Source organism: Rhizobium sp. LjRoot258, assembly GCF_964254185.1.
Taxonomy (GTDB): Bacteria; Pseudomonadota; Alphaproteobacteria; order Rhizobiales; family Rhizobiaceae; genus Rhizobium.
In genome coordinates, this window is sequence record NZ_CAXUST020000001.1 from 2,674,334 (window position 1) to 2,689,679 (window position 15,346).

General features: G+C 59.8%; 12 protein-coding genes. 6 read left to right on the top strand and 6 right to left on the bottom strand.

The window, feature by feature from the left end:
* Positions 1-24: 24 nt before the first annotated feature.
* From ACSQ9D_RS13225 to ACSQ9D_RS13235, 3 genes are all read right to left on the bottom strand, one after another.
* Positions 25-1,740 carry an ABC transporter ATP-binding protein/permease gene (locus ACSQ9D_RS13225; RefSeq protein WP_436282604.1) on the bottom strand — a complete coding sequence of 572 codons (1,716 nt, stop codon included), beginning with the start codon at positions 1,738-1,740 and terminating at the stop codon, positions 25-27.
* Between the two features lie 378 nt (positions 1,741-2,118).
* Positions 2,119-2,469 (bottom strand): hypothetical protein, encoded by a 351-nt coding sequence (locus tag ACSQ9D_RS13230; protein WP_436282605.1) that lies wholly within the window; start codon positions 2,467-2,469, stop codon positions 2,119-2,121.
* 309 nt (positions 2,470-2,778) lie between these two features.
* Positions 2,779-3,972, bottom strand: coding sequence for an MFS transporter (locus ACSQ9D_RS13235; RefSeq protein WP_436282606.1), 1,194 nt, complete (start codon positions 3,970-3,972; stop codon positions 2,779-2,781).
* Between the two features lie 433 nt (positions 3,973-4,405).
* Between ACSQ9D_RS13235 and ACSQ9D_RS13240 the strand changes: the two genes are divergently transcribed.
* From ACSQ9D_RS13240 to ACSQ9D_RS13265, 6 genes are all read left to right on the top strand, one after another.
* The gene (locus ACSQ9D_RS13240) at positions 4,406-5,545 is read left to right on the top strand and encodes an alpha/beta hydrolase (RefSeq protein ID WP_436283832.1); all 1,140 of its coding nucleotides are present in this window, start codon (positions 4,406-4,408) and stop codon (positions 5,543-5,545) included.
* A 191-nt stretch (positions 5,546-5,736) separates the two neighbouring features.
* Positions 5,737-7,350 carry an arylsulfatase gene (locus ACSQ9D_RS13245; protein ID WP_436282607.1) on the top strand — a complete coding sequence of 538 codons (1,614 nt, stop codon included), beginning with the start codon at positions 5,737-5,739 and terminating at the stop codon, positions 7,348-7,350.
* A 312-nt stretch (positions 7,351-7,662) separates the two neighbouring features.
* On the top strand, positions 7,663-8,637 hold the full coding sequence (locus ACSQ9D_RS13250) for a formylglycine-generating enzyme family protein (RefSeq protein WP_436282608.1): 975 nt from the start codon (positions 7,663-7,665) through the stop codon (positions 8,635-8,637).
* A 14-nt stretch (positions 8,638-8,651) separates the two neighbouring features.
* Positions 8,652-9,629 (top strand): HAD family hydrolase, encoded by a 978-nt coding sequence (locus ACSQ9D_RS13255; protein ID WP_436282609.1) that lies wholly within the window; start codon positions 8,652-8,654, stop codon positions 9,627-9,629.
* Between the two features lie 66 nt (positions 9,630-9,695).
* Complete coding sequence (locus ACSQ9D_RS13260; RefSeq protein WP_037118454.1) at positions 9,696-10,226, top strand: DUF1269 domain-containing protein; 531 nt, start codon at positions 9,696-9,698, stop codon at positions 10,224-10,226.
* Positions 10,227-10,331: 105 nt separating this feature from the next.
* Entirely contained in the window at positions 10,332-11,354 is a 1,023-nt protein-coding gene (locus tag ACSQ9D_RS13265; protein ID WP_436282610.1) for an Lnb N-terminal periplasmic domain-containing protein, read from the top strand.
* Positions 11,355-11,685: 331 nt separating this feature from the next.
* On the opposite strand, the gene ACSQ9D_RS13270 is transcribed toward ACSQ9D_RS13265, so the two are convergent.
* From ACSQ9D_RS13270 to ACSQ9D_RS13280, 3 genes are all read right to left on the bottom strand, one after another.
* Positions 11,686-13,413, bottom strand: coding sequence for a tetratricopeptide repeat protein (locus tag ACSQ9D_RS13270; RefSeq protein ID WP_436282611.1), 1,728 nt, complete (start codon positions 13,411-13,413; stop codon positions 11,686-11,688).
* A gap of 131 nt (positions 13,414-13,544) precedes the next feature.
* Positions 13,545-13,844, bottom strand: coding sequence for a hypothetical protein (locus tag ACSQ9D_RS13275; RefSeq protein ID WP_436282612.1), 300 nt, complete (start codon positions 13,842-13,844; stop codon positions 13,545-13,547).
* Between the two features lie 266 nt (positions 13,845-14,110).
* Positions 14,111-15,319: an adenylate/guanylate cyclase domain-containing protein gene (locus tag ACSQ9D_RS13280; RefSeq protein WP_436282613.1), complete on the bottom strand. Its 1,209-nt coding sequence runs from the start codon at positions 15,317-15,319 to the stop codon at positions 14,111-14,113.
* Positions 15,320-15,346: the final 27 nt, after the last annotated feature.

The window sequence follows — 15,346 nt, forward strand, 5'->3', positions numbered from 1 at the left end:
CCTCCTATCGACTTTCTTGTCGTCTCAGTCTGCGCGCTGCGCGTCGCCACCGTTTGCGCGCCTATACGGCGTCTTCCACTGCCCTGCGCCATCATCGTCAAGGTCCAGGATGGCGTCATAGGACGATCTTTTGGCGGCGCTCCCGATATGAACGCAGGCGATGCCGTCATCTGCAAAACGTGTCATGATCTGGAACAGCTGATCCCAACCCACTATAGCCTCGGTCCCCTCAAGGAAAATGACACGCGGCTTCGCGATGGATAAGCTCGCCAACATCAACAGGCACTGCTCTTTTGGCGTCAAAAACGTATGCCATTCCACTTCCTGTTGAAATCCCCCTGCGTTAGAAATGCGCTCGAGTCCGAATTCGGCAAGTAGCATCGAAATCCGCTCGGCCTTAACTTCTGTGCCCGCATCGGGCGGAGCGATGAGTTGTCGAAGCGTACTCGACGGAAAATAGGGCTGCTGCGGCAGGAAGCGTATCCCTTCACCGGCGGGGCGAAGAATTCGGCCAGAACCCGGATAAGCAACGCCCGCGGTGGCTCTGAAAAGCGCGCTCCCTTGCTCCTCGCGGGCGCATGTCACCAAGACGCGGGCACGAGACGGAATGGCTATGCTCAACTCCTGCAACAACGCAGAGCCGTCTCGCTCTGACAATATCGTGAGTTTCTCGTACGACAGGCCCTCGCTGGTGTCGTCGATCTGAATTTCAGAGCGGTTGCGCTGCTGCGAGTTCTCTATTGCTTCCAAGAGCGTGCTTAGTCGCGCCACGACGGCGGCAAAATTCGAGATCGACTTGAATTGGTTGATGATCAGCGAGAAAGCACCCACCAGCATCGCGAAAGCGGCCGCCGATTGGGTAATCACGCCAAACTCGATATCTCCCCGGAAGAATGCCGGCGCGATAATGAGGGCGGGGATGATCTGGATCAGCCAATTGTAGCCGGTTGTAAAGAAGCCGACATCACGGTTCACAGAAGTCATAACGCGGAAGTTCGCAATCAGATCATCAAGTTGGCTTCCAAGAAAGGACTTCATTTGCGGCTCACTGCCGGACAGCATGACCCGCTCGGCATTCTCCCTCGCCTGAATAAGGCCCGCGCGAAAGCTTGCCTCCTTGTCGAGCTGGTCGTAGTTCAACTTGATGAGTGATCGACCCAGCCGAATTGTGAGCAGAGAGCCACATGCCGCATACAGAAAGGCAACGGCGAAGAGGACAGGATTGATGGACAAGAGCACACCAGAAAATGAAACAATCGTCAGGCCGCTACTGAAGATCATGAGCAGGAAAGACAGGGTCGTCACGGTAAAGGCGCGGATATCTTCCGAGATGCGCTGATCGGGATGCGAGAGCTCGCCCGAAACGTCGAGGCGATAGAATGCACCATCCGTCAGATACAGCTTGACGGCGCGGCGCGTCAGGAAATCCCTCCAGAGCAGTGCGAGCCGTTCCTCGCTAAAGCGCGCATACACCGATACGATCGTGGAGCCGGCAAACACGGCAAGATAGAATATTGCCTGGCGGGCGAACTCGCTAACATGCCTGTCGGCGATTGCCGTCATGAAATTTCGGCCGACGAAGCTGTTGAGCACGTTCAGCGCGTTGATCGCGAAGAACAGGATTACAAGGCTTGCCGTCAGAAGCTTGGCTGCGCCGCCGACCTCCGACGAGATGAAAATTCGCACCGAGCGCAGAAAGCGACCAGCTGTTACCTTGAAAGGAGTCCGCAGTTCTTCCATGCCTCTCCCCTTTGCGTCGTGTCATTGCCCAAGCTTCACCCAAACGATGAAGCCCCGCCTGCCTGACGGCCTCCTCGATGGCTATTCACGCGACGTCGGCTGGAGCCCAACCTCGAACGACATCTGACAACCCACCGCTCGCGCGAATGCAGGCCCGGGTCGGAGCCAGTTGCCCCTTGGTTTCCTCAACGCTTCCTCGGCCGTACTGACAAACTCCAGAGCGCCGTCTTTGCCCGCGCGCGAGCACACAAACGTTCCATGGGCCAGAACACAGGTCGTCCATGACATTCCCCGCTGATGTGACGGGAACCGTCAGCCTCCAGCCGATTTACCGGTCCGCTGAACAATGATGGCCCAGAAATCTCGACGTTGACGGGGCTACGATTTGACGTCGTGTGCCTGCCCTGACGCTCGCAGTTCCTTGAGGGTTTTGCCCACGCAAGTTCCCCCGTCAGATCCGCCTACGGCCTTTGCTTTGCCGTCCAGGGTAATAGTACCCGCAATCCGGTCTGAAGCAGAGTAAGTCGCGGTGCCGTCCTTCGTCACTCTCGACAAATAGAAGGCGTGGTAGGTACCCTTGTTTTCACAGCTGATCACCAGCGGAAAATCATCAAAGGGATCTTGTGCATATGCGGGCAAGCTGGTCAGCAGCGACGCCCCACAAGTGGCAAGCATTGCAACCGATATCTTGAGAAATATCGTCATCGTGCGAGGCGACAGATATACCATTGATCGAACCCCAACTGCGTGAAGAACGCGAGATCGCAAGGTGTCTCGAGGCATGCATCCAAGTGGCAATCAACGACCGGAAGTATGTCGCAGCATGCCGCCATTAGGCAAGAAAATTGTGGTCGACGACGACACAATCTTACCGGGAAAAGGAACATCCGCAAGCGCCTGGCGAAGACCCCGAAGTCCGGCCCTCTATGCGGGGGTTAAGGCGCAGGTACTCGACCCCTACGGAAATAGCGGTGGCCAACGCGATTGGGCTCGCGTCGACCACCGCTATCAGGCCGTTGAAGATCCCCGTCGCCGTGGTTAGGCAGGCTGGGTCGCCGTGTCGTCATCCCGTGCCGGACGACCGTCCAGAGCGCCACTCCAGAGCGTCAGAACCAAGGCTCCCACGACAAGGATTGCGCCAACCCATGGCGTTGCCCCAAGCCCCAGTGAGGATTCGACCACGAGGCCGCCGATCCATGCGCCCGCGGCAATACCAAGGTTGAAGGCCGCGATATTCAGGGCCGATGCGACGTCAACGGCGGCGGGGCGAACCTGCTTTGCCAGCTGCACAACATAGATCTGCAGGCCAGGCACGTTGGCGAAGGAGAGGAAGCCGAGTGCAGCGAGCGTCGGAACGGCCAGCCAGGTCGACGGCGCTGTGAAGCTGAAGAGGACCAGCACGATCGCCTGGGCAATGAACAATCCGGTCAAGGCGCGTACCGGGCTGCGGTTGGCGAGCCGGCCGCCGGCGACGTTGCCGATGGCGATGGCGATGCCGTAGACCACGAGGATGAGACTGACGGTGCCCGCCGCAAACCCGGTGATCTCCTGCAGGATCGAAGCAAGGAATGTAAAGGCGACGAACGTGCCACCGTATCCGAGGGCGGTCATCGCGAAGACGATGAGCAGGCGTGCGCTGCCGAGCACGCGGATCTGATCGCCGATGCTGGCAGCCGGCGCCTTCTTCAGGCTTGACGGCAGAAGCACGGCAATTGCAAGGAAGGCGATCGCGCCGAGGCCGGCAACGGCGGCAAATGTCGCACGCCAGCCGAAGATCTGACCGATCAGCGTGCCGAGCGGAACGCCGGTGACGATGGCGACGGTCAGGCCCATGAACATCATGGCGATTGCCGAGGCGCGGCGGTTTTCGGGAACGAGATCGGCTGCAATCGTCGAACCGACCGAGAAGAAGACGCCATGCGCAAAAGCCGAAAGCACACGCGCGACTAGCAATGGCGCGTAGCTTGGGCTGATTGCCGCCATGCCGTTGCCGATGACGAAGAGCGCCATTAGGCCGAGAAGCAGTGGTTTCCTTTCGATGCGTCCCGTCAGCGCCGTCAGCACCGGTGCGCCGAAGGTGACGCCCAGCGCATAGACGCTGACGATCAACCCTGCCAGCGGCAGGCTGATGAGAAGATCTGCAGCGACAGTCGGCAGCAGGCCGACGATGACGAATTCTGTGGTTCCGATCGCATAGGCCGCGATCGTCAAAGCAAAGAGAGCAATTGGCATAGTGTGCCTCGAATGATCTGCCGGTCTGCCGGCGTGGTTGACTGGCGAACATATGGAGGCACTGGATTTTGGTGATAAGCGGTCACTCGATCCAAAGATCTGTGAAACGAATTCACAGACAGTAGAGATGTCCGCAGTGGCATTGTGGAGGCTGAGACCCGATGGGAATCGGCAGCGCAGAGCGCCGTCTCCGGCTCGTTGCGGTTCGGTAACACTCGCCCAAAACTCATCGCGGCGCGTGGGCATCTCGGGAAAATCGCGCATGACATCTGCGTGGTTACTGTAAAGTACTTTCACTTTAGCCCGGCCACCGTAAGGTGCTTGCGTTTTCAATGAGGGGACCGGAAACGTGATCGCTGCCCGCACTGTTCGGACACTTGTACCGTTGCTCGTCGCCGCACTTCTTGCCGGTTGTGGTCATCCAAGCGGCGTCATGACGCCCATTGCACTGACGGCGGCAACGCCGAACACCTCGCAGGTCAGCATGCTGGTCGCGACAACCCGCGAACCGTCTGGCGACCCCGCAACGCTGTTTACCGGCGAACGCAGCCCGAAACCTTACTTGACGGCGGTCGACGTCTCGATACCGCCAAAACGGGCGCCCGGCACCGTCCAGTGGCCGAAACGCCTGCCGCCCAATCCAGCGACCGACTTTGCCGTGACCAGTGTCAAGGAGATCGACACAGTTCCGCAGGGGCGCGCCTGGTTCCGGCAGAATATCCAGGGTGGGCACGCGCTGGTCTTCGTCCATGGCTTCAACAACAAATACGAGGACTCGGTCTTCCGCCTGGCCCAGATCGTCCACGATTCCGGCATGCAGGCGACCCCGCTCCTCTTCACTTGGCCATCACGCGCGCAACTCACGGCCTACGAATACGACAAGGAAAGCACCAACTATTCGCGCACGGCGCTCGAGCAGGCGTTGCGAACGCTCGCGGCCGATCCGGATGTCAAGGACATCACCATCCTCGCCCACTCCATGGGCACCTGGCTCACCATGGAGGCGCTGCGGCAGATGGGTATTCGCGACGGCCATGTGAACGGCAAGATTCACAACGTCATCCTCGCATCCCCGGATATCGATATCCAGGTCTTTGCCAAGCAGTTTGCCGAGATGGGAACGCCAACGCCGAAATTCACGATCTTCGTATCCCAGGATGACAAGGCGCTTGCCGTGTCGAGCTTCATCACCGGCCGTGTCTCGCGTCTCGGCTCGATCGATCCGACCATTGAGCCCTATCGCTCGAAACTCGAGGCCGCGGGCATTACGGCGATCGACCTTACCAAGGTGAAGGGCGAAGGCCTGAACCATGGCAAATTCGCAGAAAGTCCTGAAATCGTTCAGCTGATTGGCCAACGCATCATCACTGGACAGACGCTGACGGATTCGAACGTCTCGCTCGGCCAGGGTCTGACCGCTGTGGTCGGGGGCACGGTGACAACCATCGGCAACGTGGCTGCCACGGCCGTCGCCGCGCCAGTCACCGTGCTTGAACAGCCGATGCAGGCAAAGAAGCGGCCTGCCGACGAAACGCTGCAGGGAGACCTCAAGCCGCAACCGCTCACCCAGTAGGCAAGACGCATTTCTGCTCGTTGTTACGTTTTGGCCATCGCTTGTTACCGTAACGTACTTACCGCGTGACGCTTTCAGTGGAACCGTGGCGGTCGTCGAAAAAGGCGACGACCGTTCAGCAGCGCCGACTTGGCCTGCTCCACAAGGAGAGCGCAAATGTTGAATGACATGCATAAAAAACGGAGATCGCTATGAGCGGATCTCTCTCAAAGCAGCTTCGGCGCGCCGCCGCAGGGCTTGCCATAGTGCTGGCCTCCACCTCGCTCAGCTATGGGGCTGCTCAAGCGCAGCAGGCGGCACCTGCTCAGAATACGGCCAAACCGAACATCCTGGTCATCTTCGGCGACGACATCGGCCAGACCAACATCGGCGCCTATTCGATGGGGGTCGTGGGCTACAAGACCCCCAATATCGACCGCATTGCCAAGGAAGGCACGCTGTTCACGGACTACTATGCCGAAAACAGCTGCACGGCCGGTCGCTCGACATTCATCACCGGGCAGGTCTGCCTTCGAACGGGTCTCTGCAAGGTCGGCATCCCCGGAGCGACGGTCGGTCTGCAGGCGCGTGACATTACCATCGCACAGGCGCTAAAGCCGCTTGGTTATGCAACGGGCCAGTTTGGCAAGAACCATCTTGGCGACCGCGACGAATTCCCGCCCACGAAGCACGGTTTCGACGAGTTTTTCGGCAACCTCTATCATCTGAATGCGGAGGAAGAGCCGGAGCGTCCCTACTATCCGAAGAACGACCAGGAATTCGTGAAGGCCAATTCGCCGCGCGGCGTGCTGCATTCCTTTGCCGATGGCGGGGTCGAGGATACCGGTGCGCTGAACCGCAAGCGGATGGAAACGATCGACGATGAAACGACTGCTGCGGCAATCGATTTCATTCAGCGGCAGGCCAAGGAAGGAAAGCCCTTCTTTACCTGGATGAACACCACCCGCATGCACGCGTTCACGCATGTCCGAGGTTCGATGCAGGGCCAAAGTGGCATGCCGGGTAACGAATACGCCGACGGTATGATCGAGCACGACGGCGATGTCGGCAAACTGCTGAAGATGCTGGACGATCTCAAAATCGCGGACAACACGATCGTCGTCTATACGACGGACAATGGTCCCAACCAATGGTCATGGCCGGATGCGGCGACGACGTCGTTCCGAAGCGAGAAGGACACCAACTGGGAAGGCGCGTTCCGCGTTCCCGCGATGGTTCGTTGGCCCGGTCACATCAAGGCGGGCGACGTGTCGAATGAGATGATGTCCGGACTTGACTGGTTCCCGACCCTGCTTGCAGCAGCCGGCGATGCCGACATCAAGGAACGGCTTGTCAATGGTACCAGCATCAACGGCAACCAGTTCAAGGTCCATCTCGACGGCTATAACCAGCTTCCCTACCTGACGGGGCAGCAGCCGAAGTCGGGACGCGAGGACTTCTACTATTTCAACGATGACGGCGAGGTCGTTGCCTATCGTTATGGCAACTGGAAGATCGTCTTTTGCGAACAGCGAGAGCCAGGAGGCTTCCAGGTCTGGGCAAACCCGTTCACCTGCCTCCGCGCGCCGAAGGTCTTCAACCTGCGCATGGACCCTTACGAGCGGGCGGATACCGTCTCCGACCAGTATTACGACTGGCTGGCGCAGAACGCCTATCTCATCCAATACGGCGTCTGGCGGGTCGCTCCCTTCCTGCAGACATTCAAGGATTATCCTCCGAGCCAGCGATCGGCGAGCTTCAGTATCGACCAGATGGTCGACGCCCTGATGCGGAGTGTGGAGCAGGGCCCAGCCATTGGGAAATAGCAAAGCGCCATGAGCGGGTTGGCTTTTTGAGCGGCCCGCTCGATTTGTTTACGGGGAGCCATGACAGCACGCGACGACCAGCCGTGACCGAGCGGCTACGCAAGGTCGGGCGGCGCTGGCGACCGCGATTGCTCGAAACAGGCAGGCGCAGCAAGACACGACGCGCGGACATTCATTACCCGCGTTGAATCCTTAGGGTGGAGCAGTAGATTTACGCCTGATGTAACGTTTTGTGGAAGGCGTGTTACCGTAACGTACTTACGGGTGATGCAACATGTGGCGATACTCAGGGCAGGCTTTTCGGAGGCGACGATGGCACTGGCATATGACACAGCACACCGGCCGCAACGTCAGGGCGACGACAATGACGACCTCGTCTGGATACCTGGCCGGACCTTCCTGATGGGTTCCAACGAGCACTACCCGGAAGAGGCCCCGGCTCATCCTGTTACCGTCGACGGCTTCTGGATCGAGGCGACGCCCGTCACGAACCGCAAATTCCAGGAATTCGTCAAGGCGACCGGCCATGTCACCCTGGCCGAGAAAACGCCAGACCCGAAAGACTATCCCGGTGCCCTGCCGCACATGCTGCGGGCCGGATCTCTCGTCTTCACACCGCCGAAATCGGTGACCGGCACGGACATCGCGCAGTGGTGGAAATTCAAGTTCGGCGCCAACTGGCGGCGGCCCTATGGCGGCCTGAGCGATCTCCGCGGCAAGCTCGACCATCCCGTCGTTCACGTCGCATATTGCGATGCGGGGGCCTATGCCGAATGGGCGGGAATGGACCTGCCGACGGAAGCCGAGTGGGAACTCGCTGCCCGCGGTGGGCTTGACGACACTGAGTTTGCCTGGGGCGATGAACTCATGCCCGACGGTGTCGCGATGGCCAACACGTGGCAAGGCACGTTCCCGACGCACAGCACGAAGCCTGCAGGCAAGGACCGAACAACGCCCGTGCGTTCGTTTCCGCCCAACGGCTACGGCGCCTATGACATGATCGGCAACGTCTGGGAGTGGACGTCGGACTACTGGTCCACGCGCCATCCGGAACCCGCGGCGAAAGCCTGTTGCATCCCAGAGAACCCTCACGGCGGCGGCAAAGAGACGAGCTACGATCCCAACCAACCGAACATCCTCATCCCGAGGCGCGTATTAAAGGGTGGCTCTCATCTTTGCGCCCCGAACTACTGCCGCCGCTATCGCCCGGCAGCTCGTCACGCCGAGCCGGAAGACACGTCGACCAGCCATGTCGGCTTTCGCTGCATCAAGCGCATTGCAACCTGATTGGGAGCATTTCGATGTCTCGATCTGTGCGCTTCTTCCTGCTTTTCCTGCTGCTCCCGGTGAGCGCATTCGCGCAGGAGCTTCCTTCCTGGAACGACGGCACGTCGAAGCAGGCAGTCGTGGACTTCGTCAAGAAGGTCACCACGGAAGGCGGCGCCGACTACGTGGCGCCCGATGACCGTATCGCCGTCTTCGACAACGACGGCACGCTCTGGACCGAGCAGCCATTCTATTTTCAGCTTGGTTTCATACTCGATCGGGTCAAGGCGCTCGCCCCGGAGCATCCCGAGTGGAAGGCGAAGGAGCCCTTCAAGTCGATCCTCGCTGGCGATCTCAAGGGCATCGCCAAGAGCGGCGAACGGGGCATCGTCGAGCTTGCGATGGAGACCCATGCCGGCATGACGACCGAGGATTTCCGCAAGATCGTCATCGACTGGTTCGCCACAGCAAGACACCCGAAGACCGGCAAGCCATACAACGAGATGACATTCCGGCCCATGCGCGAACTGCTGGACTACCTGCGCGCCAATGGGTTCAAGACGTTCATCGTCTCGGGCGGCGGCGTCGAGTTCATGCGCCCGATCACCGAGAAGGCATACGGCATCCCGCCTGAACAGGTCGTCGGCAGCACGATTACGACGCAATATGCGCTGGTCGACGATACGCCGGTCCTGAACCGGCTCCCGAAGATCGATTACGTCGATGATGGCCCCGGCAAGCCCGTGGGCATCAACACGTTCATCGGCAGACGCCCGGTCTTTGCCGCCGGCAATTCGGACGGGGACTATGAAATGCTACGCTGGGTGATGGCTGGCCAAGGGCCTCACTTCGCAATGATCATTCATCATACCGATGCAGATCGGGAATACGCATATGATCGCAAATCTGACTTCGGAAGGCTCGACAGGGCGCTTGATGAGGCTGCGGCACGCAACTGGCTGCTCGTCGACATGAAGGCCGACTGGAAGAACATTTACGCGTTCGATCAATAGGTCCCAGCTGGCGCTTGTGCCAGCCGGGCGCGCCATGCCCTCGCTATCAAACGAAAGGAACGGACAATGTCGGAACTCGTCGTGATCGGCTTTGATGCCATGGATGAAGCAGACAAGGTGCTGCTGAAATTGCACAGCCTGAAGAAGGAATACCTCGTCGATCTCGAAGATGCAGTCGTCGTGGTCCGCGACGAGGCCGGCAAGGTCCATCTCAAGCAGAGCCTCAACCTGACGGCAATCGGCGCCACGTCGGGCCTGTTGTCCGGCTCTCTCTGGGGCGGCCTCGTCGGCTTGCTATTCCTCAATCCGCTCGCGGGCTTTGCGATCGGCGGCCTCGTCGGCGCAGGCACCGGCGCGATCTCCGGCTCGCTCGCCGACTATGGCATCGACGACGAGTTCATCAAGTCTCTTGGCGGGACGATACCGAATTCCTCCTCCGCTCTCTTCGTCCTTGTGCGCAAAGCGCAACCGGAGAAGGTTCTCGCCGAGCTCCAGGGGCTGCGTGGCCGCGTCCTGAAAACCTCGCTGGCGCCGGATCAGGAGGAGCGGCTGCGCAAGGCGCTCTCGGGCAGCCCGAGCCAAGCCCCATCCACATGATCCACAGCGGCGGCCCTGCTCGCAGCGACGTTTGCGGTTGCTGCGAGGCCGCGCGATATTACTCCTCCTGATTGGCAGGCTGGCGCATGCGCGAGGGGCGAAACAATGGCAATCATCTCAACTGCGCCATCGCCTCGGACATGGCGAGTTCTGGCACTCATCGCTCGGTTCGCCTTCCGGCTGGCAGTCACCGCCTTCACGGGATGGTTTGCCCTCGCCGCTTTCTACCAGGCACCTTCTCCATGGAAATGGCCGATCATCGCCGCCGGCTTGCTCGCCGGACTGATCACCATTCTGACTGTCAGGCGGCGGCCGCTGCTCGCCGGTGTGCTTCTGCTCGCAGCAATGCTTGCGGTTTCCTACTGGTGGAGCAGCATCAAGCCAAGCAACGATCGGGACTGGGCCGCCGACGTTGCCCACGGCGTCACCGCAACGATAGCAGGCGATGAGATCACCCTGCACAACATCCGGAGTTTTCGATGGCGGACGACCGAAGACTTCGATCCGGTTTGGCAAACCGAGAAGTATGATCTCGCTTCGCTACAGTCAGTGGACCTGCTTAACTCCGTCTGGAGCAACCCGGCAATTGCTCATACCCTCGTCAGCTTTGGTTTTGCGGACGGTCGCTACGTCGTATTCTCGGCAGAGATCCGAAAGGAACGAGGCGAAGCGTTTTCGGAGATCGGAGGCTTCTTCAAGGAGTTCGAGCTGGTCCTGATTGCGGCCGAAGAAAACGACATCGTCCGGCTACGCACCAACATCCGCCGGGAAACCGTGTCCCTCTATCCTCTTCAGGTTTCCGCACAGGTAGCACGCGCGCTCTTGCTGTCCTACCTCGACAAGGCCAACGCGCTGGCGGTGCAGGCCGAATTCTATCAGACGATCACGGCAAACTGCACGACCATCGTCTTCAAGCTCGCCCGGCTGATCGATCCCGGCATCCCGCTCGACTGGCGCATTATCGTATCCGGCTACCTGCCGGACTATCTCTACGACCGCAGCCTGATCCGCACCGACGTCCCCCTCTCGCAGGTAAAGAAACAAGCCGAGATCAGCGGCCGGGCGCAAGCTGCCCCGGCGTCGAGCGACTACTCGAGGGTCATCCGGCCAACATTGGACGGAGGTTGACAGCGTAGACGAGGCCAAGTTTCATGGGTTGATTTGCACGGAGATCTTCATCCATTGCGTGTTGCGAATGTTTTGACACGCTCATTTCCGCTGTTGTCGCGGCGATGCTCCCGCAACATTTCACCCCAAGGGGTGCCGACGGCTCAAATGCCGCCATGACAAAGATCGAGCTTCGCGATCGCACCTATGTTGTGCTTGGTGAGATCGACTGAAGCTGCAACATCGATCCAGCGGCCAGTGGGCAAATGCAAGACGCCAGGCGCCTGTGTCGCACGCCATGATCATCGTGTGAGTTACCGGCTCCGCGATCGCCATGGACGATCCTACGACGCTAAAAGGCGGTCGCCAAACCCTCGGTCTTGAAGCGGGCACCCGCTTTCGTCAGCCCTTCTTCGATGGCCGCGGAAAGTACCGGCTGATAGCGTCGCGGCGCCATTCTCTCGCGGAAGGTCGTCTCGAAGTCCGGTGCAAGCTGGCGCAGCTCGGCAAGTCGCGGCACCGCTTCATCCGACCCAAGCTGCCCGAGTGCAGCAACCCGGAGGACGCTAATCAAGAAAGTGCTATGACTGACCTGCTCGGACAGCAGCGAGGCTTCCGACCAATCCTTTCGTCGGTAAGCGTCCAATGCGAGCACGAGAACCGCGTCGCTGGGAACGACATCAACTGATCTGCCGGCATCGCGCGCAAGAGAAACACCCGCATCGAAATAGCCTGACGAGAACAGCACGAGACCAAGCTTTGCCGCTGCATCGGGGTTATTGGGGTTGAGCGCGAGCGCGCGGTTGCCCGCAGCGATCGCCGCGTCCACCCGTCCACTGTAGAATTGTGACAACATCAAAGCGACGTGAGCCCGATCAGAGAGCGGTGCCAAGGAGACTGCCCGACCGGCAAGCTCGAGCGCACGTGCGATCTTGCCGTCGTCGGCAGTCTCCGCCAGCAACGCCGAGAGCGCTGCCGTTGCGTCGGCATCAAAACTGTTTGCTGCGATCGTTCGCTCCAAACAATCGATCGTGCGTGCGAAGCTCGATGCCTTGCCATCGTCCAACTGGTATTCGGCCCGAAGCACGCATGCATTGCCAAGCGATCCCTCAGAGGCGGCATGCGTTTCGATATTGTTGATGACGCCACGTGTCGCAGCGAAGCGGCGTGCGAGTTGAGCAACCAGTTCATCTCGGACCGCCGCAACCGTCCTGCCACTGGTGTCGACGCTTTCAAGGCCGGATTTGACAAGGTCGCCCGTCGCAGTGTCCACGATCTGCCACCAAATGCTGCGGTCGTCGCCATCACCATAATACTTCATGTCGATTGCATAGGCGTTCGACTTGGCCGGACGCAACACGGAGGCAAGCGGCCGTTCACGTCGTTGGGCTTGCGAAACGGTCAATGTCTGAAATTGCGTAAGGGCGGTCAGCAGCATGTCCCGAGTGACAGAGGCCTCGCCGCGCAACCCCTCATCTACCGCAGTCAGGGTGACTGCGACGGTAGGCTTGGCCGTCGTGATGGGGCGCGACCCATAAACGGCGACACCGCCGGCCACGACGGCAACCGCCAGCAGCCCCAGAGTTGCAGCCGTCACCCAAGGTCGGGCCGGGACAGCCGGCACAACCGCTGAGGGAGCTTGCTCGAGAACGAAATCCGCGGGTTCTGCGCAGGCAGTTGCGGGATGCTCTCGATCACCGATGTGTGGGAAGCCCCCCGTAGACCGCGTGAAAACGGCAACGTAGCGCCCCCTCGGCAACTGAACTGTGACACCACCCTCCTCCCCGAAAGCCTCGTAATACTGGCTGAGAGAGGATCGCAACCGGCTGAGCTCAATGCGGACGATGGGATCGAGCGACGGATCGAAATTGCTTTGTCGGCCAAGTACATCGACGGCGATAGAATAGGCTTTCACACCCTCCGCCCAACCGGCGAATTGCTGTTCCACGATATATCTGAGGATGCTCCGGCTTCTTTCGGTGGCCCTAAACCGCTCGTCGTCGAGCAGACGGTCCAGCTCTGCGCGGGCTTGCGGGCATGCGACTTCGTGATCCCCGCCGTGCTGTTCTTCAGCCTTCATCACTGCCGCCCCTACTGCGCAATGCTCAATGCCAAGTAGAACAGATGGGGTAATCGCGCAGAAAACAAGAGGTTGCAACACGAAATGCTAACAAAACCGAAACGTGATGAAGGCCGGCGCTGCCACTGGTCTTAATCCAGGAGGCGACCTCCGCGCTCAAGACAGTACTTGACGACATCCGCCTCTATCTCTGCACAGACGATTTCATACTCATGGACCATCGCGTGGTTCGTATCTCCGACAACACTTCTCAACCGATCGAGCATGGAACTCGCGTCTTCATAGGCTTCGCAAAGGCTGCCAAGAGATTCCGACTTCTCTCCGATCAGTTGAAGTTGCGCGCGCACCGCCGGCAGCCTCAGCATCAGACGGCGCAGCCCTCGCCGCTCAGCGCCAGTAGGCGTTCTTACCTTGTCGTTTTCCTTGTCCATGAAGACCACCCCGGCGTCGGTCGGCTTCGTTTCAGGCCACTTTATCGACCTGGCGATACGGTGGAAGTACGCAACGGTAACAGACCGCTTTAACAGCTGACGCCAGCCCCTGTTACGTCGGCATTTTCAGTTGTGCACTCGCATGGGTTCAACGCGCCTGCAGCGAAACTTGCTGAACTCGGCCCCGTATTGATCGGCCACCCTACGCAGTCACTCCGGATCGAGGCATACTCATACTCGTTGCGATTGGCGCGTGCGTGTTGCACTCAAATGACTGGCATCAGCGTGAAGAGCTCCTGCGCGCGATTGACGCCTCGTAGTGCATGCAGCCCTATCGAATGCAGGCTGTCCATCTGCGGTGGTGGAATGATCGCCGCGAAACTGGCCGACATCAGAAGCCGGCGCTGTAGCGACCGACAGAGAGAGACGATGCGGCTGACTTCGTTCACCGCTGGCCCGATGACCGTAAAATCAAGCCGATCCTCGCTGCCGATATTGCCGTAGAAGACGTCACCGAGGTGAAGGCCGAGATAGACGTCGGTCACAGGCCGGCCCTCGATGCGGCGCTGCGCGTTCAGATCGAGCAGGCGCTTGTCGAGCAGCGAGCGGGCGTTGAGCGCCGCAGAGCAAGCCTCGCTCGAACGCCGGCCCTTGAAGATAGCCAGTGTCCCGTCCCCCATCAGCTTGAGCACTTCGCCGCCGGCTTCCTGGACCGACGAGATCACTGCGTCGGCATAGTCATTGAGCATCGGAATGATCTCTTCCGGGTCGACGGTGTCCGAGATATGCGTGAAATTGGCGAGATCGGAAAACCAGAGCGCCGCCGAGATGCGGTCGCTTTGGCCGCGGGTGATCTTGCCGTGAAGTACGTGGTTGGCCGCATCCTGCCCGAGGTAGACCTTGGCAATCGTACCCGCCACACCGCTGATCGTCACGCATTTGACCGCCAACGCCAGACAGGGCAGCAGATCGCGCAACACGGCGATGTCGCTGTCAGCAAAACCCTCGTTGGATCGCGTGGCGAAGTGCGAGAAAAAGCAGTCGATCTCGCCGATCGTCCCACCGTCTCCGAACCGATGCGCCATGGCGATGAAGTCCGTGAAACCTGCGGCCTTCAAATCGTCAAGCAGATAAAAATCGGCCGGATCGCTATTGGTCAGGTTTCTGCGCAGCTCTCCAAATCCTGTCGTTTCCAGATGATGAAATGCGGAACGAAGCCAATTGTCGGCAATCTCGCCAGGGCCGGAGAAGCCATATTCCGACACGCGCTCAATCGCCTCCCTGCTGTCCCAGCGGAACGCGCGCCGTTCATAGATCGGGTGCAGCGTGTCCATGACGGCCACGGAACGCTCGATTAGAAGTCCATTGATGCGGCACTGTTCGCAGAAGCCGGCGAGCAGGTCTGCTTCCGCCACGCCCTTGAGCCCGCTCTGCATTAGCCAGGCGGTGATTTCTATGACGCGGCGATCGTCCACGGTTGTCTCCTAGAACCGGGCGTCCAT

Excerpts from the sequence above, each read along its gene's own strand:
- ACSQ9D_RS13260 (WP_037118454.1), top strand. The coding sequence starts at position 9,696 with ATGTCGGAACTCGTCGTGATCGGCTTTGATGCCATGGATGAAGCAGAC.
- ACSQ9D_RS13255 (WP_436282609.1), top strand. The coding sequence starts at position 8,652 with ATGTCTCGATCTGTGCGCTTCTTCCTGCTTTTCCTGCTGCTCCCGGTG.
- ACSQ9D_RS13230 (WP_436282605.1), bottom strand. The coding sequence starts at position 2,469 with ATGGTATATCTGTCGCCTCGCACGATGACGATATTTCTCAAGATATCG.
- ACSQ9D_RS13235 (WP_436282606.1), bottom strand. The coding sequence starts at position 3,972 with ATGCCAATTGCTCTCTTTGCTTTGACGATCGCGGCCTATGCGATCGGA.
- ACSQ9D_RS13250 (WP_436282608.1), top strand. The coding sequence starts at position 7,663 with ATGGCACTGGCATATGACACAGCACACCGGCCGCAACGTCAGGGCGAC.
- ACSQ9D_RS13265 (WP_436282610.1), top strand. The coding sequence starts at position 10,332 with ATGGCAATCATCTCAACTGCGCCATCGCCTCGGACATGGCGAGTTCTG.
- ACSQ9D_RS13270 (WP_436282611.1), bottom strand. The coding sequence starts at position 13,413 with ATGAAGGCTGAAGAACAGCACGGCGGGGATCACGAAGTCGCATGCCCG.
- ACSQ9D_RS13240 (WP_436283832.1), top strand. The coding sequence starts at position 4,406 with ATGACGCCCATTGCACTGACGGCGGCAACGCCGAACACCTCGCAGGTC.
- ACSQ9D_RS13245 (WP_436282607.1), top strand. The coding sequence starts at position 5,737 with ATGAGCGGATCTCTCTCAAAGCAGCTTCGGCGCGCCGCCGCAGGGCTT.
- ACSQ9D_RS13225 (WP_436282604.1), bottom strand. The coding sequence starts at position 1,740 with ATGGAAGAACTGCGGACTCCTTTCAAGGTAACAGCTGGTCGCTTTCTG.
- ACSQ9D_RS13275 (WP_436282612.1), bottom strand. The coding sequence starts at position 13,844 with ATGGACAAGGAAAACGACAAGGTAAGAACGCCTACTGGCGCTGAGCGG.